We start from the raw sequence: 18,834 nt of genomic DNA, 5'->3' as shown, positions 1-18,834 counted from the left end.
CTTAATTTCGAGTAATACCAGGTCTTACTTTATAGCTTCTTTTCCCAGAACAGTGCCCTTCCCATTTGAGGGTCGAGTTCGTAGCCAGAGAATCCGAATTTCGAATAAGCGGCTTGAGCAACCTGATTTCCTTCTAAAACTTCTAAAGTCAGTTTACAGCATCCCCGCGCTTTGGCAATGTCTTCGACTCGTTCAAATAGTCGTCTTGATACACCTTGTCCACGAAATGTCGCTGCCACAAAAACATCATGAATATTCATGAGTGGTTTACACGAGAATGTTGAAAAACCTTCCATGCAAATTACCAGTCCGACAGGCTCTTCGTCTTCAAATGCTAATACCACGACCGCTTCAGGCCGTTTTTGCAATGCGTTGGCAAGATTTTCCTGTACCTCGTCGGGTAGTGGTTTGCCGCCTCCTTCAGGACTACTGGCATAACTGTTTAACAAAAAAACGACCGCATTGGCATGTTGTGCGTTTGTCAGATCTGCTTCGAATAATTTCATCAGCTTGTCTTTATGCTTGAATCAAGAAAATCTCTGTGTGTGAGATCAAAATTCTGTTCTGAAACTGTTATTTTAGTCAGTGAATTAGAAATAAGGGAGTCACTCGTTCCAAAGACAGTCAAAGTCGCTTTTATTTCTGCACGCACACATAATTTAAATTTGAGTTTAAACTGAAAATCGATCAATGAAAATTCTGCCTGTCCTAGACATTCTCAATCAAAAGGTTGTTCGCGGGGTTGCCGGCCAACGTGATACTTATCAGCCGATTCAAAGTCGTTTGACAGAGTCCAATCAGCCCCTTGATATCGCTCGCGCCTTACGAGATGAATTTCAAATCTCAGAGTTCTATGTTGCTGACCTAGATGCAATCGTTCATGGTAAACTCAATTTGGATCTTTATCAGAATTTACTTGATCACGAATTCACATTTCTACTGGACTGTGGCCTGCGATATGCCGCTGATAGCCAACCGCTCACTTCTCTACCGGGAATTTCGGTTGTGGCTGGTTTGGAAACATTGGCCGGGCCTCAAGAGTTGGGACAATTGGTCGAGCAGTGGGGTTCGCAGCAGACTGTCTTTAGTCTCGATCTCAAACAGGGACAGCCCCTTGTTAGCGATGTGCCTCATAACGAATATGCATTGATCAAAGATCCGTTGAAAATCGCAGAGTTGAGTCTCAGTCAGGGAATTCAGCAGATGATCTTGTTGGATCTGGCACAAGTTGGCACGGGGAAGGGGACGGGAACAGAAGAGCTCTGCTACATATTACGCAGTCGCTACCCGGAATTGCGATTGATTACCGGTGGTGGGATTCAAAACTGTAACGATCTCATGGCGCAGGCCAAACTTGACGCGGATGCGGTTCTGGTTGCGTCTGCGCTACACGATGGTCGAATCGACAGAGAAGCAGTTCTTTCACTGATTTAATGAATCCCTATTTCAGTAAATCAGGGAGTGCTTTTTTGAGATCAGATACTGTCGCACTTCGGTTAACAACCTTACCAGATTTATCGACCAGGAACATTGTTGGCAGTGAGATGACTCCAAAGTCACGCGCGGGAGCGCTTTCCAGTCCACCCTGTTCATGAATCTGAGCCCAGGTAATTTTGTGCTGTTTGATGTAGGCTTCCGCCAGATCTGATGTCGCATCAAGATTAATTCCCAACACATCAAAACCCTGGCTGTGGTATTTTTTATAAAGTTCTTGAATTTGTGGCAGGTCTTCTGTGCATGGTTTACACCAACTCGACCAGAAGATGACCAGCAGCGCTTTGCCTCGATATTGCTTGGCATTAATGCTACCGCCTGCCAGAGAGGTTCCCGCTAATTCGAGTTCTTTGCCAGCCAGGTTCATTCGACGCAGTGCTCCTGCGCCCCGTGTACCCGCCTCCGAACTGCCATGATTTTCTACCAGTTTTGTATACCACTTTTTAGATTCAGCGACTTTCCCACTGAATTCCTGTGTGACAGCCAATTGTAACATGGCTTCTGCAGAATCATCCGAGTTCGGATACTTCTTGATAAAGTTTTCTAACTGAGTCAGCCACCAACCTTGCACATCGCGGAGTTTGTCACTTTGTGTTGATTGCAACTGCGAACTGTAATCAGCCAGCAAAGTACGGTATGTAACATAAGCGACCAGATCCTGGTCCTGTGAATTTTTCTGTAGCTCGTCTCTGATTTTCTGTAACTGTTTTAAACCATCTCGATAACCAACGGTCTGGACGGCTGCCGCTAATCCATCGACCATCTGCCGGATCCATTGTGCTCGTTCGTCCTCATTTTTGGCAGCGGCAATCAGCTTCTCAATGATCACAACTCGATCCGCGTTGTATTTTGCAATTGCTTTGGGACCTTTGTCTGGTGTGGGACTGTTTTGGTCCAGTTTCTGTAGTTGATCCAATAAGGATTGCATTTCTTTGGAAAGACCGACTGTCGTATTGGTGGGCAGAGCAGCATTCCCGGCGACAGGTTGCATCAGGACTCCCCCTTCGGTGACCTGCATCGATTCCCCTTCGATTGGCAGGGGAACCTGAGTCAGCCTCCAGTTGTTTCCGACTCGGATCAGCTCGCCAAATTGAATCAAGCCACTTTTTCCCTTGGTATCCACGATGGCCATTACATTTTCAAAGACATGTAAATCTTTATCCGTTTTAATATCGTCGGCAGGGACCAGTCCGGGCATGGAACCATCAAAGCGAACCCAAACCGTATCAGGAGTAATCATTTTGGTTTTGGAAAGCATCGTGGAAAGGCCTTGTTTGGCCCCCTTCACGGATTCACGAATCTTATCTGAAAAAGGATTTTTAATTCCTGATTGGGCAAGCTCTTCATCAGTGATCATCAGCGTCTTGAATGCACGCGCGTCATTTTTTGCTAAAGCTGCCACTGCGACCCTGGTCACTTCTTCGGCAGAGATCATTTTCCATTCATCAATCTCGCCATTTTCATCACTGTCAATGCCCCAGCGAGTTCCTGCCAGATTCATCCAGCGCGAGCTATCTACTTTATTATTAAAGTTCGAATCGATATCGCGGTATACTTCCAGGCCGCGATTATAATATCGCCATTGATCGACAACATTGTCGCCGTTTGTATCAACAAAACGTCTTAGTATCTGCCCGTTCGGACCATAAACGACCCATCCCGAACTCTTTTTGCCTTGCTCCACTTCGACCTTACAACGGCTATAATCCGACTTTGCCGGGATTTCAATTTCGACGTCTTTCTGAATCGGCTTGAATGTTAACGCCAATTCCACAGAGGGAGCATCTGCTGCCGACAACGAGTCGGAAATTGAAATAAGAAGTGCGAAGACTGTTAAAAATGAGATTCGACCAATAGACATATCACAAGGCTCCGATTCCGCTGGCACGCATACTTTAAATAACTAAAAACTGACAGAGTCGGGATTTTAGTAGAAAACATAGGAATTGGTCATCATCAATTTTCATGAATCCCACGAAATGAATCTGACGTTCAACAATGTCGTCAATTAGTTTATCAAAAGGCCTGCATAACCTACGACACGGGATCGATCTCCTGTAATATCGCCAGATGTAGCATATCCAACTTGCTCTATCTGGTTTAAATTGCCCATTTTTTGCAATGTTTTCATCACGATCATCGCAGGCAGGACTCCACACATAGAAATATGTTGCTCATTCACTATTTTGAGTAGTCCATCAGGATCGAGAGCGACCATCTTCTCTAAGGCCAGTTCATCTAATCTGCGGTTTTCTGAATCCGTTGCAAAGTGGTTCATATCGCTGGAAATCAATAAGAGAGGTGGTTCCTCTAATTCCTGAATGACATCAGCTAAACCCTCAGCAAATTGTTCGCAGCGTTTCAAGTTACCACTACCGATGGCGATTCCCACAACATGAGCGTCGGGGGCCAGTCGTTTAATCAGCGGTAATTCAACCTCAATCGCGTGTTCTTTTTGATGAGCGGCTGCATCCAGTTCCAGACCGGGAATCTTTTCAACCAGCTTTTTAGCCAGATCGGCGTCTGATTTCAGATTTCCATTCGGCAATTCCCATACCTGATGAGGGGCGACCGCCCATTCGACTCCTGCACGGGTATGTTTCGGACCAATTACAATAATTGTGGATGGTAATTGAATTCGTTTTAATACATCGGCGGCGATTTTTCCGGAATACATCCAACCCGCGTGCGGAACCATTGCTGCCGCCCAACGTTCTGGCGATTCTGCTTCATCGAACAAGTCATCCAGTTGCGCTTCGACAGTACCAGGGTCCGCTGGATAAAATGCACCGGCGACGCCGGGCGGCCTGACCTCCGGACCCAATTCTGCACGTGGCTGATTGACGATTTGAAAACGAGTTGCAGCCGTCTGTACCGCGAGGCTAAAGACCTGAGCAGATTCTGGTTGAATCAATCCCATCGCCTGCTGTGCTTGTGCTACTGTGAGTAATGCTTCCAATTCGCGTTCGAAGAACCAGCCCGTTTTCTGCCCTTGTATCAGCAACAGACTACGATTCTTTGAATCAAAATTCGAGAGATCCACCTTTTCAATATTTCCATGCATTGCTGGATCTGTGCCTAGAACCAGTTTGACCTGAAATTCACCCACACGCAGATTTTGTTGTGCCACAATTTGGGCCAGCTGTTGACAGAGCGAGAAGACCGTTGATTGCATCGGAAACGATTGTTTTAGGGTCCATTTCGATAAAACGAGTTCCTCTTCAGAATCTGTTCTTGTAATCAACAGTGCAACTCCTTGAATATTCGCATCGGAAACGGCGGCACAGTAGTAGGAGGGGACCTGGCCCTTCATCAAGGCTTCGATTGTCGATTGTACGTATTGAAGATATTGAGCAAATTCGCGAGGGCCTAGAATTTGTTGTGTCGTCGTTTCGACTGGTTCTGAAGCAATTTCTGCTAACTTTGCAGAGCAGGATACTCCCTGATACCGAAATAATCTGGTTCCCTGTTCTTTCCATGAGGTAGGGGGGAGACCTGCTTTAATACAGGTCTGACTCAGAAATTCTTCAGCTTCCCATCCATGGTCGATGGGAACACCAGGCAATAATAAACCACTGCGTCCCTGCGCATGAATCTGCAAGCCATGCAGACCAACAGTGACCGCATCGATACGGTCTGACCCTTGTTCCTGCACTTCTTCCAGTTCGGATAACAGCCAGACTTCCACATCAAGTTGAGATAATTCAGTCGCGGAAATCGGAGGAAAACGGGGGTCATCCTTGGCGGCGCGTTCTGCCGCTTGTTGCAACGCCTGTCCCAGTGGCGTTGGTTGTCCAAAATTTCCACAACAGGAACGCAGTTGTCCTTGTCGCTTTAAACTCACAAAGGCGCCGTTGACAACTGTCTGTTCTAATTCACCCAGGGAGATCTCTTCGGACCTGCCGTTCGTGGCAGTACTCACCACAATGGAAGTTGCTTTCTGTAGTAGTTTCTGCTCGTGCTCAGGTGTGAGTTCAATATTCTGGGACGATCTAGGAGCCGACATCGTAGAAGAACCTTTCTGAAGATTCACTTTTTGAGAGTGAGTGTGGGAATTCTTTTTCAAAACCTCTTGGATGTTAACGGGCAGCCGCTTTTGTCCCCAGGTCCCTGGTTGGTCGTCAAAGTGACCGGCAATCTGAGTACCACAATAACCACAACACCCTTGATTAATGGCATATTTTCCTAACTGGTACCAGTTGCGTTCGATTAAAGTTTGTTGGCAGTTTGGACAATAGGTACTCTGTCGTGTGACATCATTCACATTTCCGGTATAGACATATTTGAGGCCTGCTTTCAGCGCGATCTCTCTGGCGCGGACCAGCGTTTCAGGAGGAGTCGCTCCTCGGTCGAGCATGCGGAAATCGGGATGAAAGGCTGAAAAGTGAAGGGGAACGTCATCGCCAATTTCCTTGAGAATCCAGTCACACATCTGTTGAAATTCGTTGTCACCATCGTTGGCCTGGGGAATGACCAGATTGGTGATTTCGAACCAGACATCAGTTTCCTGTTTAAGCCAGCGCAATGTATCCAATACCGGTTGAAGATGAGAAAGTGTGATACGATAGTAAAACTCTTCTGTGAATGCTTTCAAATCGATGTTGGCGGCATCAATATGTTCAAAAAAATCCGCGCGGGCTGTTTCCGTGATATAGCCGGCTGTCACGGCAACGGTTTTGATACCTTTAGCATGACAGGCTTTGGAAGTCTCAATTGCATATTCAGCCCAAATGATGGGGTCGTTATACGTGAAGGCGACACTCTGGCATCCCAATTCTGACGCCACCTCAGCAATTTCTTCTGGCAGAGCGCGGGCACTCAGGCGTTCGATTTCACGCGATTTGGAAATGTCCCAGTTCTGGCAGAACTTACAACCCAGATTGCAACCAGCTGTCCCAAAGGAAAGTACACTTGAACCAGGATAAAAATGATTCAGCGGTTTTTTTTCGATCGGGTCGACACAGAACCCGGTACTACGACCATAGGTGGTCAAAGCCATCTGGCCACCAACATTCTGGCGGACGAAACAAAAGCCTCGATCGCCTTCCGCTAACGAACAAGCACGGGGGCATAAATCACAGAGAATTTTCTCACCTGTCTGATGCCACCAGCGCGCAGGATAAAGCCCTTCTTCCATGTCAGGATGTTGTGGTTGAGTCGTTGGGAGAACGGGAAGTTTTTTTTCTGTCATCGCTAAAGCAAAACATAAAACAGAGATAAAAAGAGGGCATTGTGCCCTCAGAGATCAAGATAACCCATCTCTATGGTGAGGGTCATCAGTCAGTCGAAACATTCTAACTTTGCAGAAATAGAGTTTCAGAATCGGTGATGCATTGTATTGATTCAGTCTACTGAATCTTTCATTGCTATCTTAGCTGATTACTGTGTTTTTCAGCCACAGTCGAGTATCATCGAAGTCGTTTTCTCAACTGGAATGGCTTACATTAGATTATACGAAATTCTCTAAGCGATGTTTACAGACTATTTTTGGATTTTTATTGCTTTCACCTCTTATCTGGCAGGTTCCATACCCTTCGGTCTGTTAGTAGCGAAATTAGTAACAGACACGGATATTCGCAAAGTGGGTAGCGGCAATATCGGTGCCACAAATGTGGCGCGGACTCTGGGAGCCAAATGGGGAATTTTGGTTCTCGTGTTGGATGCATTAAAGGGGTTATTGCCCGTTTTATTCATTCCATCACTCTTTGTGGCAACAGATTCCTCCGACTTTGACCACGTACGTGTCTTAAGCGGAGTCGCCACAATTCTCGGTCATATGTTTCCAGTCTGGCTCGGTTTTCGAGGTGGAAAAGGAGTGGCTACCAGTTTGGGGGTGATCTTGGTGTTGGGGCCCTGGTCTACGTTGATTGCTGTGGCCGCTTTTATTTTGACTTTTCTGATTTCGCGGATTGTCGCTCTGAGTTCACTGATTGCTGCGACCGCATTTGGAATTGCTCAATTCGTTCAACTGGGATCACTTGCGTTTTCATCAGAAAAATGGAGTCTCGCTGCATTCAGTATTGCCGTTCCGGTATTAATTATCGTACGTCACTGGAGCAATCTGGGGCGGATCATGCGGGGTGAAGAAAAGAAATTTCAATTTGGCAAACAAAAACAGGCAGAAACAAATCTGTCTGATCATGTACCAGATCAAACAGAATAACGCTTCGTAACCTTATCCAGGATTCTGAACGAGCATCTCGTGCGGTTTCTGTTTTTTTAAGCCAGCCCGATGAGATCATCATGATCAAATCGCTGGCTATGAATTAAATAATAAGTTTTTGCTTTCGAGATTCCTGCTTCGTACAGGAAGAGTGATTCAAATTAAGATTCGACTCGAATGTTATTCGTAAGTGCGTACTGGTCAATTTCACTTAAAGCAGCATGGGTTGCCAATTGCTTATGGTAAAAAGAGTCTGTGCGTCCAGAAAGTACAACGATTTCCCCAAAAATATCCACTTTTAATGCCTGGACCTGACTTCCGGTTCGTGTGGCAATTGTGTTTTCAATCTTTTGAGAAAGTTTCTTTGCCTTTTGGGCATAGGTCTCTACAGTCATAAGCGATCCTCCTTGAAATTGGTAAATGTACCGACAGACAATCACTTGTGTTCCAGCCAGCGTTAGCAATCTGACTCGTCGTAGTATTCAAGGCGGGTAAATCTGAAGTTGTAGACTCTTGATCAACAAACGACTAACATCGTTCCGCTCGACGCAGAACACAAATCCATTTCATGTTATTCTAATTTTTTAGTGAGAGAGCTTTAAAACTCTTACTCCCATCACGAAGCAAATCACTTAATTGAGGTTCCTGTCGCTCAAAGAAGAAATTCCTATCTACTCATTCTATTTTTAATAATGTAAATTTATCGACCAACACCGCGATCGTCAAATAAAAATCACAATGAATGTTTCATTTCGCAAGAAAAACCTAGTTTGTGAACGAGTATCCTATTACTTGCTCTGTTTTGAATTCCAGATCCAGACCAGCGCATCAGGAAGTACAGCTTTGCCATGTCTACTACTGTGGATACCATGCCCGGTTACAAACCAGTAGTCATATCCACTATACGCCAGCGCGGCGGCCATCCGTTCGTTATTCAGAAACCAGTTTCCCAGTTTATTATCTAGATCATTATCTCCGTCTTGCAAAAATACTTTGATGGGTTTGGGGGGATCTTGCTTGCGAATGAGGCCAGGATAATCGTGGGCTGTTTTCCATGGTCCAAATTGATTGAGAGGAATGACGTTCTTTTCTCGGGAGGGATAATCTTCAATTCGGCGGAAATCACAAAAACTACCTACAAAGGAAATGACCTTCTGAAATAAATCGGTCCGGTGCCAGGCAGCTGTGAACGCGCAGCTACCTCCTGATGAGGCACCACAAATCACATGGTCTTCCGGTTTGTCTGAAATATGATATTGTTTGCGAATCAGAGGGAGCATTTCCTCGTCTAAAAAGGTGGCATATTGACCAGTGCAGGTGTCGTATTCATTGCTGCGGTTTCTGACATCCGGTTTCCCTTTCGTACTGGCAGGAATCACTCCGGGATTAATGAAGACTGTAATAGATACTGGAATTTTTTGGGCATGAATCAGGTTGTCGAGTACGATTGTCGCGTTCCCATCGCCGTGGCAATACCCGCGACCATCTGTGAAGACCATCAATTTGGCAGGGGCGTTTGATTTTGAATACTGAGCAGGCACATACACCCACCAGTCCCTGACTGTTCCCGGATAATGTTTGGTGCTTTTAAAAGGAGGCATTTGAATAAGTTTGCCTTGTGGAACTCCAGGCTGGCGAAGGCTTTCGGGTTTCCATTCATAACTTTCAAATCCAAATCGACTGTACCTTCCTGCAGGTAAGCGGCGGCCGTTAACGCTATATCGGTAATGGGCAGCAGAAAAATTCGGAAATCGTTCCACACGGGCAAAATAGCCTGAATCGCCTAAAGCAATCATGGGCCATTGGCGGTGATTTTCCGCATAGATAATCACTTCAGCATTCGGATCTGCTTTCAAAAACCAACCGGCAAATCCACCGCCGTCACTAGTTCTTTCGATTAAGTGGCGATGGGTCCCCTTAGTGAGATCTTTTTCCTTTTGGTAGCGTTTCTGAAAGAAGTCGAGAACCTGTTTCTGATTTTTTTTATTTTTCGGTTCTTTCAGGAGCTTGGAAATCTCTTCGAGTTTTTTGGGGGCCGCCAGGGCGAAATTGGCAGTCAATATCAGCATCATGCCCCACGATGCGATGTGAATGATTGAGCGACAAGGAGAGAAACACATTTTATAATACCCCTGAAATAGGATTTCACTTGGTGGAATGAGTAGTCTGAATTAAATAGAGCACCAGTGTCAGGATACTCTTAATGATCCATTACACTCCGATTAAGGTAGATTTGCAATTGACTGTATGCATCTCTCTCAAATCTTTCGATTCGTGTAAGAAATTCGATTCTGTCCGTTTGGATCGACCATGAATCCAGTTACAATAAATTCAGAATCTGGCAGGAATTATGAGAGAAAGGCCGTTTTGTGACGAACATGCTCGATCCACATCATGCTGTGTATGTTGGCAGTTTTGATCCGCCCACATTGGGGCATCTCGATATTCTTGAGCGCGGTGCCCGGATTTACACAAAAGTCACTGTAGGCATTGGAATCAACCCAGGCAAGAAACCCTTATTCTCACCTGAAGAACGCCAGCAGATGCTGAACGAACTTCTTGCGCCTTTACCCAATGTTGAAGTCAAATATTTTCAGGGTTTGGCTGTCAACTTTGTACAAGAATGCGGCGGTGGGGTGATGCTCAGAGGGTTCCGGACTCTGACAGATGTGGAAGCGGAATTTACGATGTCGCTGGCGAACCGGACTTTAGCACCGGAAATTGAAACCGTCTTTTTGATGGCCAGTGAAAAATATACTCATATTTCCAGTTCTTTGATCAAACAGATCGCTCAACTGGGCGGGGATGTTGCTGAAGAAAAATTAAACGACTTCGTCCCCAAGCTGGTAGTCAGTCCGTTACTGGAAAAATTTAATTCAAACACTTAAAGTAAAGATCTGCATCTGCTTTGTTTGTAGATTGAATAAGGAGAACTATCGATGGTAAAAACTGCTTCGACGATGTTGCCATTAGGAACTGAAGCCCCTGAGTTTTCATTGAAAAACGTTGATGGGCAAACTGTGTCCCTCAACGATTATCAGGATTCCAAAGGTTTACTGGTTATTTTTATGTGTAATCATTGCCCTTTTGTCGTTCATCTTCGAGAAGCATTGGCTTCATTTGCTGATGAATACATGGCGAAGGGGTTGGGAGTTGTGGGTATCAGCTCCAATGATGTTTCTACGCATCCAGATGATAGCCCGGAAAAAATGGTTGAAGAGGCCGCAGCAGCTGGCTACCACTTCGCCTATTTATATGATCCCACTCAAGAAGTCGCAAAAGCATACAAAGCTGCTTGTACTCCTGACTTCTTTCTGTTCGATCAGGAGAAAAAACTCGTCTATCGAGGACAGTTTGATGATAGCCGCCCTGGAAATGAGAAACCAATTAGCGGAGCAGATTTACGTGCGGCCTGCGATGCTGTTCTCGCTGGTGCCCCTGTTACTACGGACCAAAAACCCAGCATTGGCTGTAATATTAAATGGCAGGAAGGCAAAGAGCCAGAATATTTTACCGGTCAGCCTGCTGTCTGATCACTGGTTTGAATCATGTGACTCAACTCTCTTCATTATTGCGGTGAAGAGAGTTTTTTTATGACTTGCGCAAACTCCGATCTTTCTGTATTTCTCGATTCTCGCTTGTGATGTGTTTGTCCCCTCGTTTACAATTATTTAACATTCTTACTTAAAGTGGCAGCTAGCACTGAGCTGATTGGTAGTCGCATTTTCTGCAAAAGTTTTAAATAAAAAATACTGAGGAGTTTTCTTATGAGAAATCTGGTTGTCAGACAGACAAGATTCATTTTGGCTGTGGTTGCTCTCGGATTTCTTGTTTCTTCCTCAACACGACTCAACTCCGCTGAAAAAAAGAATGCGAAACCGCAATCTCTGGCTGATGAACTACCACGTTTAGAGCCCACGACTGCTAAAAATGCCTTGAAAACTTTTCGATTACAAAATGGTTTTAAAATGGAGTTGCTGGCGGCAGAACCATTGGTGACTGATCCGGTGGCGATGCAGTATGACGAAAATGGTTTGGCATATGTCATCGAGATGAATGATTATCCTTATACGGATAAGTCTAAAGATGAAGCCTGGGCCGAACAGAAATCGGCGGCCATTGGCAAAGTACGCGTGTTAGAAGATGTTGACGGCGACGGTAAATTTGATCGTTCGACGATTTTTGCCGACCAATTATCATGGCCTACCGGACTGGCGTTCTGGAAAGGGGGAGTCTACGTTTCTGCTACTCCTGATGTCTGGTACTTCAAAGACACTGATGGTGACCACAAAGCGGATATCAAACGCAAAGTCTTTACCGGATTTCGCAAGTTTAATGTGCAGGCTGTGATGAATAACCTGAAATGGGGGCTGGACCATCAGATCTATGGTGCAGGTGGGAGTAACGGGGGAAGCATCCAGGCTAGTGGGCTGACTAAAACAGACCCGATTAATATGGGACGGCGTGATTTTCGATTTGATGCCGAAACTGAGACATTTGAAGTCATTTCCGGGGGAGCGCGTTTTGGAAATACATTTGATGACTGGGGAAATCGTTTCATCTGTAACATCCGAAATCCCTTGATGCATATTGTGCTACCCACAAAATATCTGGTTCGCAACCGGTATTTACCGGTTGCATCTGCTATCAATGACGTTGCCGAAGCCGGCGATACTCTTTCTGTTTTTCGCGTGAGCCCTGCCGAACCCTGGAGAGTCATCAATGCACAACGTCTGGCTTCTGATCCCAATTCACGCTCTCCACGAAGTGAAAAAAACGCGACAGGCTTTGTAACTTCTTCGGCTGGCGCGACGATCTATCGAGGGACCGCTTATCCAAAAGAGTATTATGGAAATGCATTCATTGGTGAAGTCGCTGGAAATTTAGTAATGCGTTATCGGGTGACACCAGATGGCGTCACATTCAAAGCCAGACGGGCGCACGACGACGTGGAATTTCTTGCTTCCACTGATAACTGGTTTCGCCCCGTTAACTTTCTGAATGCACCTGATGGCACACTGCATGCGTTAGATATGTACCGAGAAAATATCGAACATCCCTGGTCGATTCCCGATGATATCAAGGCGCATTTAGATTTGACCAGTGGTCGTGATCGAGGTCGCATCTATCGTCTGGTTCCTCCAGAATATCCTGGAAACTATCAAAAACCTCGGTTACCACGCCTTGGTTCGGCAGATATTGAAACACTCGTTGCCGAATTAGAGAATCCGAATGTATGGTGGCGCGACACTGCGCATCGACTGATCTTTGAACGACAGGATCAGTCGGCCGTACCACCACTCAGAAAGTTGCTGAAGAATAGTTCATCTGCTCTGGCGAGACTCCACGCTCTCTGGTCCCTGCAAGGTTTAAACGCTTTAACTGAGGAAAACTTGCAGAGAGCTTTGAACGACAAAGAACCAGAAATTAGACGTGCTGCCATTCGTCTTGCCGAACCAATGTTAAATCAGAATACAAAACTGCGAGACCGTGTCCTGGCCTTGGCTTCAGATAAAGATCCACGAGTTCGCTTTCAAACTGCTTTTACCCTTGGAGAAGTTGATCATCCTCAAGCGGCAAAATCCTTGTATCAAATCGTGCGCCGTGATCATAGTGACTTTTGGATTCGGACCGCTGTGCTGAGTTCTTTGTCTGATTCAACTGCGCCTTTCTTAAAGAATCTATTGGCCGATGTGGAATTTGCTGCCAGCCCTGAAGCACAACCACTCTTAAATCAATTGTCAAATGTCATTGGCACGAGACAGCTGGTACCGGAAGTAAATATGATTCTTGGAATCGTTGCCAGTTATCAATATCCAAATCAAATTCAGCGTACAGAAGAAGTTCAAACGCAAGCCGTCCTGGCGATTGGCCAGGGATTAAAACGTGGTGGAAAAACACTTCTCAAATTTACTGAAGCTGAAAATTCAGATTCAGCACGACTCATTCGCCATTTGATCGGACAGTCGAAACAGAGAGCCGCTGATCGTGACAAAACTGTTGAGGTACGTCAACAGGCGATTGATTTATTAAGTTGTACCGATTTGACAATGGCAGAGACAACGCTCTTGCCACTACTGGATGCACGAGAGCCGCAAGCGATTCAAGTCTCTGTTGTCGAAGCGTTAACCAGCTTTACTGACACAAAAGTTGCTGATCTGTTACTCAAGCGATATCCTTCTCTCACTCCCAATGTTAGAACAGAGATCGTCAATCGGTTATTAAGGAGACAGAACTGGATTTTAAGACTATTTGCTGCAATTTCAGAAAGAACGGTTGCCATCAGTCAGATACCACAGGTGAGACGGACTATTCTTATGAAAAGTTCGAATCCAGAGATCAAAAAGCAGGCGGCTCAATTTTTTGAAGGAGACATTCTCAGTCCTCGTAAAGAAATTATTGCACAATATCAACCAGCCCTCTCTTTGCAAAGCGATCTGAACCGAGGAAAAATTGTCTTCAAGCGGGATTGTCTCACCTGCCATAAATTGGGGAACGAAGGTTACGAAGTCGGTCCCAATCTGGCCACGATCAAAAACAGGACGGCTCCAGAAATTCTGGTACATGTACTGGATCCTAACAAAGAAGTTTCACCGAACTATCTCGAATATGTTGTGGTGACGGATGCCGGTTTGATTGAAACCGGTATTATTGTGAATGAGACCCCTTCCAGTATTACGCTCAAAAAAGCAGAGAACAAAGAGATCACAATACTACGCAAGAATATTGATGAAATTAAGAGTTCCGGTAAATCACTGATGCCGGAGGGCCTTGAAAAGAAAATCAAGGCCCAGGAGATGGCAGACTTGATCGCTTACTTGATGAATCTGAAAAAATGAAAACGTGATAAAGATTCATTTTTTCGACGTCAGATCGAAATCAAACACATTATCACCGGCTTTCACGCTTTCTGTCAGTGTTGTTTTGGTATTGTAATTTGCTGGAATCGTTTCTTTGAATTCTGTTGCTGCCTCTTCTCCTGATTCTTCCGAGTTACCCTCTTGAACAGTCGTGATGCTGATTTTATGGTTGCCCAGTTTGGCTCCTTTTGTATCCCCAACATAAATCAACTCGTATTTCCCTTCAGAATCTGTGGTTCCCATGGACGATCGGCCTTTTTCAGGACTGAAGATGACCATGACTCCTGGAAGTGCTGTTCCATCCATGGTGACTGTACCCGTTACGTATCCTAAATCGGGTTGGTCGCTTGCCTGGCTGCCACACCCTGAGCCGATGATGCAAATCAAACTGAAAAGAAAGACGATACTCCAAGTTGTTGCTGGTTTCATTGATGTTTCCTTAAAATTAAATATTGACAATAAAGATAAAATCAAATCATGTTTATTGGTCGACGATAATAGAAGGGCAGGCGTGGAAACACAAGTTTGCTTTCAAATCTTGCACTCGAATCAATAATTAACGAAAACGAGGCAAGTAGTTTGCGCCTACTTGCCCCGTTTCATCACGTTTCTTTGAGTTAAGACGATTTCTTAAAACTCGCCAACCACATTCCCGTCGTTGATGCCAATCAGGTATTCCAGAGTACTGTCGGCTGGAATCGTTGAGGCATTATGGTCAATATTTTCACTGAGGAATTGAATACGACCATCTCCAAACAGGAAATGGGCTCCACCTACATGGCGGCTGCTGAACGCGATCCGCCCCTGTCCTGTTGACGCATTCGCATTGATGGGCGCTGCACCACCCCCAAAAATGGAGATCAATCCTTGATTGGAACCAGATCCATCCGAGCTGATGGCGGGGCCAGTGGCGTTGAAGTCGCGGGCTGCATACAGGGCACCGGCAAATGCTTTTACAGAACCGAGTGAATAGGCCCGTTCTCCGGCCAGAATCACATTGCTGCTGCCATCTGTGAAATCACGCATACGAACATTGCTATTTCGGAAAAATGCCCCGTTAGCAGTATTGGTAGGGTTGGTTCCTTGATCCTTCTTCAAACCATATGAGTTATTGGAGGCAATATAATTCGTCACAGCCAGACCATACTCTGAGCCGCCCGTCGCTTTAATTCTACGACCGGCTTCATCATGAATACGGGGACCGGTGTCAGAAGGACAACGGAATACAGGCAGTGTTTGTTGCATGGTGTCTCGCAGGCTTGCAGTATTTAATACGGTCGAAACAGGAATCGTACCAACATTGAGCTGATTAAACAGAGGTGCCTGATCAAGATAAGGCAGTAACAAGGCGTTCCAGGCCCAGTGTCCCTCATTATCAACAACCACTCCCCCATTGGATGGAAGAATTTCTTCTACATACCCGGGAGGAAACGTACGAAAGGTTTCATGGTAATTGTGCATTGCCAGCCCGATTTGTTTCAAATTATTTTTACAGGTGCTTCTGCGGGCGGCTTCTCGTGCTTGTTGAACGGCAGGTAACAATAAGGCAATTAAAATGGCTATGATGGCAATGACTACCAACAGTTCGATCAGGGTAAACCCCCGCCGATCAGCCGAGCGACTTTGGTTCTTCATTGAGTCGTTCCTGTCTTTCTAATTCGAGTTGATTTAAGAAATTTCAAAAAAGGAGGAAATGAGGAAAAAGTTCTCCTAAATAAGCTGTCGTATGCAGAAGCAGGGATTTACCTGTTTTTTTCCAGGAAAGTGAAATCTACTGGAACAGATTAGATGTGAGTGTTCATGTGTTATTGGCTTGTAGAGCTTATTTTCAGACTGTTGAACCCAAGTTGTGAGGTTTTACCTTACTGTCCTAGGTAGATTTGTGAGTGGATTTCACAGATCGGGGGAGTAAGTCGGCAAGTTTTTGTACGATAGTTTAATAGCAGCTTTAATTGTTGTGATTAAAGTCAAAATCCAGCTTCGTTTTGAACAACATGAATCCCTTTGTTTTATGCGCAATCATCAAGAAGATGCCTCCCTGCCTGACGATCTCCATGTCAAATTCCTGAATGTATTTACACAGCATCGGAATCAGCTTTACTCGTACATTTATTCATTGCTACCCAATCGGGACGATGCAGAGGATGTCTTTCAGCGAACCAGCCTGATTTTGTGGAGAAAATTCCCAGAGTATGACGACTCCAGCAGTTTCTTTTCTTGGGCTTGTGGCGTGGCATTCTATGAAGTGAAAAACTTTATTCGAGTTGCGCAACGAAAGCGGTTACAATTTCGGGATGATGTGATTCAACAGCTGGCTGATGAAAAGGCAGGTATCTCCCAGAAAAAGTTGAATCAAAGAGCCACTGCTTTGCAGGACTGTATTCAAAAATTAAGAGACAAAGATCGAGATTTAGTCGATCAGGTGTATCGCAATCAGACAGCTATCAAAGATGTGGCAGAAGCAGCCGGTTCCGCTATTCAAACATTATACAACAGGCTCAACCAGATTCGGCGACAATTAACTCAATGTATTGAACGTACCTTGTCCTATACAGGAGAGGGAAAATGAACCAGAAAAACAATCAAAATGAGATATTGTTTGATCTTTTAGGGGCACTATGTAATCAAACGATTACAGCAGAACAGCATCAAACATTGGAAAACCTTCTGGCAGAAGATGCGGAGGCAAGGCAGCATTATTTTAACTATCTGGAACTGCACTTGAACCTTGAACGGCTCCACGACGAACGACCTGAAGCAGAAATTGATTTTCAACTATCAACGCCCATAATCCAAAGTTCGCAAACGAAGCCATTTACAAGCAATGCGTTCAAATCGTCCCAAGCACTATGGGGATTAGTCTCAATCGTTTGTGTTACCATCGTAGTGGGGATGCTGTTTCTAATTCAAAAACCAATTGAACCGCCACAGATCAGTCAGCCTGATCGACCGACTACAGCCAATAAAACGCAAGTCGCCGAAGTCACTCAGACTGCAGCAATTCGTTTTGCGGAAGGTGCACCGTTTCTTAAGGTGGGGTCACCGATAGAAATTGCTCAGGAATATGCAATTTCTCAAGGGCAAATCCAATTTAAATTTAATAACGGTGCTGAAGTGATTCTGGTCGGCCCTGCTGTATTTGAAAGTCAAGGCGCGGAACATCTGGCAGTCCGTTATGGCTCCTGTTCGGTCTTTGCCCCCGAAGGAGCGGAAGGTTTTACTATAGAAACACCACTCTCTAATGTCGTTGATTATGGCACCCGGTTTTCAGTGAATGTGACAGAAACAGGTAATACTGACGTTCAAGTTATCGAAGGTGAAACGGACGTACGACCAATTGAAGTTGATCTCAAGTCCAAAGTCAAAACAAAGCGTTTGACAAAAGGAATGGCACAGCGATTCACAACCAATAATGGGGTTGTCGTCGATGAAATTCCGTTTGACGGTAAACAATATGTTTCACAATTACCTGATCGAATTATTTCATATACAACGACATTAGGCCCAAATCAGGGGGCAGAAGACTTAACGAGTGTGACTGTTCAAAGAGGTGGAAACGCATATCAATACCCAGTCGAAGATTTGATTGGTATTGAGCTGACTCACTACAAAGGGAAATCTTTCATTGCCAGAAACGATGGCATTGATCCTGCTACTGATGGAGACCCTGCGACCTTGCGCAGGCATCTGCTGGAACAGGACCGAAGTTTAGTGACGGGGGTTGTTAACCCGTTTGGTTCAACGAAGCCATTAACCAGGCCTCCCGTGATGAACGAGTCTGAAGACCCCGATCAGCCTAATACTCCAGGGATGGCAATTCGGTTTCGAGAGCCCGTTGTCAATGATCACGGTCCCGATATTGTCCTGTTTGACCTGCATGTCATCGTACATCCCACAGGCGGTGATACTTTTTTTGTCACTCCTCTACCGTTTACTTCGAATCGGAAAACATATCAAATTAAGCAATTTGATATCGATCTGGCATCTCCTGAAGCAAAACTGTTAGAGAAGTTCTGGTTACATATTTTTAATCAAAAAACAGGAGTTCGTTCTCTAACCGAGTTAGAATCTGCGAAAGGAAACGGTGGTAAGTGGCATGTTGTGGGAGCCAAGGCATTAGCTTTGGGGATCGACCTGTCCGATCTGGGGGTTCCGGAAGGTGAAACGGTTGAAGGATTATTTATTCAGGATCTCGATGGAGATAGAGATTCGGTAGATCCTGTTTTTATAGGCGGATTCCCTCCTTTAGAGCATTCCAAGTAATTATTTGATATAATCAGAATATTGAAACCTGTTGAGATTCAGTATTTCTTTACG

Annotated in this window: 14 protein-coding genes and 1 pseudogene; 7 read left to right on the top strand and 8 right to left on the bottom strand. The window is 45.1% G+C overall.

The window, feature by feature from the left end:
- Positions 1-29 precede the first annotated feature (29 nt).
- Positions 30-509 (bottom strand): GNAT family N-acetyltransferase, encoded by a 480-nt coding sequence (locus V144x_RS24305; RefSeq protein WP_144989119.1) that lies wholly within the window; start codon positions 507-509, stop codon positions 30-32.
- 181 nt (positions 510-690) lie between these two features.
- Between V144x_RS24305 and V144x_RS24300 the strand changes: the two genes are divergently transcribed.
- On the top strand, positions 691-1,434 hold the full coding sequence (locus V144x_RS24300; protein WP_144989117.1) for a HisA/HisF-related TIM barrel protein: 744 nt from the start codon (positions 691-693) through the stop codon (positions 1,432-1,434).
- Between the two features lie 7 nt (positions 1,435-1,441).
- Here V144x_RS24300 and V144x_RS24295 read toward each other — a convergent pair whose 3' ends face one another.
- The 3 genes and pseudogenes from V144x_RS24295 to amrS form a co-directional block, all read right to left on the bottom strand.
- Positions 1,442-3,355 (bottom strand): redoxin domain-containing protein, encoded by a 1,914-nt coding sequence (locus V144x_RS24295; protein WP_144989115.1) that lies wholly within the window; start codon positions 3,353-3,355, stop codon positions 1,442-1,444.
- A 147-nt stretch (positions 3,356-3,502) separates the two neighbouring features.
- Positions 3,503-5,500 (bottom strand): AmmeMemoRadiSam system protein B, encoded by a 1,998-nt coding sequence (gene amrB, locus V144x_RS29075; RefSeq protein ID WP_390620821.1) that lies wholly within the window; start codon positions 5,498-5,500, stop codon positions 3,503-3,505.
- A gap of 63 nt (positions 5,501-5,563) precedes the next feature.
- Positions 5,564-6,631, bottom strand: a pseudogene (gene amrS / locus V144x_RS29070) (AmmeMemoRadiSam system radical SAM enzyme); the annotation flags it as partial.
- A gap of 333 nt (positions 6,632-6,964) precedes the next feature.
- Between amrS and plsY the strand changes: the two are divergent.
- Positions 6,965-7,657 carry a glycerol-3-phosphate 1-O-acyltransferase PlsY gene (gene plsY / locus V144x_RS24285; protein WP_144989111.1) on the top strand — a complete coding sequence of 231 codons (693 nt, stop codon included), beginning with the start codon at positions 6,965-6,967 and terminating at the stop codon, positions 7,655-7,657.
- 161 nt (positions 7,658-7,818) lie between these two features.
- On the opposite strand, the gene V144x_RS24280 is transcribed toward plsY, so the two are convergent.
- Positions 7,819-8,052: a BON domain-containing protein gene (locus tag V144x_RS24280; protein ID WP_144989109.1), complete on the bottom strand. Its 234-nt coding sequence runs from the start codon at positions 8,050-8,052 to the stop codon at positions 7,819-7,821.
- Positions 8,053-8,445: 393 nt separating this feature from the next.
- Positions 8,446-9,777 (bottom strand): alpha/beta hydrolase, encoded by a 1,332-nt coding sequence (locus V144x_RS24275; RefSeq protein ID WP_197998619.1) that lies wholly within the window; start codon positions 9,775-9,777, stop codon positions 8,446-8,448.
- Positions 9,778-10,035: 258 nt separating this feature from the next.
- Between V144x_RS24275 and coaD the strand changes: the two genes are divergently transcribed.
- The 3 genes from coaD to V144x_RS24260 all read left to right on the top strand — a co-directional run bounded on the left by coaD (position 10,036) and on the right by V144x_RS24260 (position 14,496).
- A complete protein-coding gene (gene coaD, locus V144x_RS24270; RefSeq protein ID WP_232102858.1) occupies positions 10,036-10,545 on the top strand; it encodes a pantetheine-phosphate adenylyltransferase in 510 nt (169 codons plus the stop codon).
- A 51-nt stretch (positions 10,546-10,596) separates the two neighbouring features.
- Positions 10,597-11,190, top strand: coding sequence for a thioredoxin family protein (locus V144x_RS24265; RefSeq protein WP_144989105.1), 594 nt, complete (start codon positions 10,597-10,599; stop codon positions 11,188-11,190).
- A 234-nt stretch (positions 11,191-11,424) separates the two neighbouring features.
- Positions 11,425-14,496 (top strand): PVC-type heme-binding CxxCH protein, encoded by a 3,072-nt coding sequence (locus V144x_RS24260; protein ID WP_144989103.1) that lies wholly within the window; start codon positions 11,425-11,427, stop codon positions 14,494-14,496.
- Between the two features lie 15 nt (positions 14,497-14,511).
- Here V144x_RS24260 and V144x_RS24255 read toward each other — a convergent pair whose 3' ends face one another.
- Both V144x_RS24255 and V144x_RS24250 read right to left on the bottom strand, forming a co-directional pair.
- Positions 14,512-14,946, bottom strand: a complete 435-nt coding sequence (locus V144x_RS24255; protein WP_144989101.1) for a hypothetical protein — start codon at positions 14,944-14,946, stop codon at positions 14,512-14,514.
- Between the two features lie 201 nt (positions 14,947-15,147).
- The gene (locus V144x_RS24250) at positions 15,148-16,152 is read right to left on the bottom strand and encodes a DUF1559 domain-containing protein (RefSeq protein WP_144989099.1); all 1,005 of its coding nucleotides are present in this window, start codon (positions 16,150-16,152) and stop codon (positions 15,148-15,150) included.
- 376 nt (positions 16,153-16,528) lie between these two features.
- Between V144x_RS24250 and V144x_RS24245 the strand changes: the two genes are divergently transcribed.
- Both V144x_RS24245 and V144x_RS24240 read left to right on the top strand, forming a co-directional pair.
- On the top strand, positions 16,529-17,086 hold the full coding sequence (locus tag V144x_RS24245) for a sigma-70 family RNA polymerase sigma factor (RefSeq protein ID WP_144989097.1): 558 nt from the start codon (positions 16,529-16,531) through the stop codon (positions 17,084-17,086).
- Complete coding sequence (locus V144x_RS24240) at positions 17,083-18,780, top strand: FecR family protein (protein ID WP_144989095.1); 1,698 nt, start codon at positions 17,083-17,085, stop codon at positions 18,778-18,780. Before V144x_RS24245 ends, V144x_RS24240 begins: the two co-directional genes overlap by 4 nt.
- Positions 18,781-18,834: the final 54 nt, after the last annotated feature.

Source organism: Gimesia aquarii (assembly GCF_007748195.1).
Lineage (GTDB): Bacteria > Planctomycetota > Planctomycetia > Planctomycetales > Planctomycetaceae > Gimesia > Gimesia aquarii.
The sequence above is the reverse complement of the archived record's forward strand: the minus strand, read 5'-3'. Positions and strand labels throughout refer to the sequence as shown.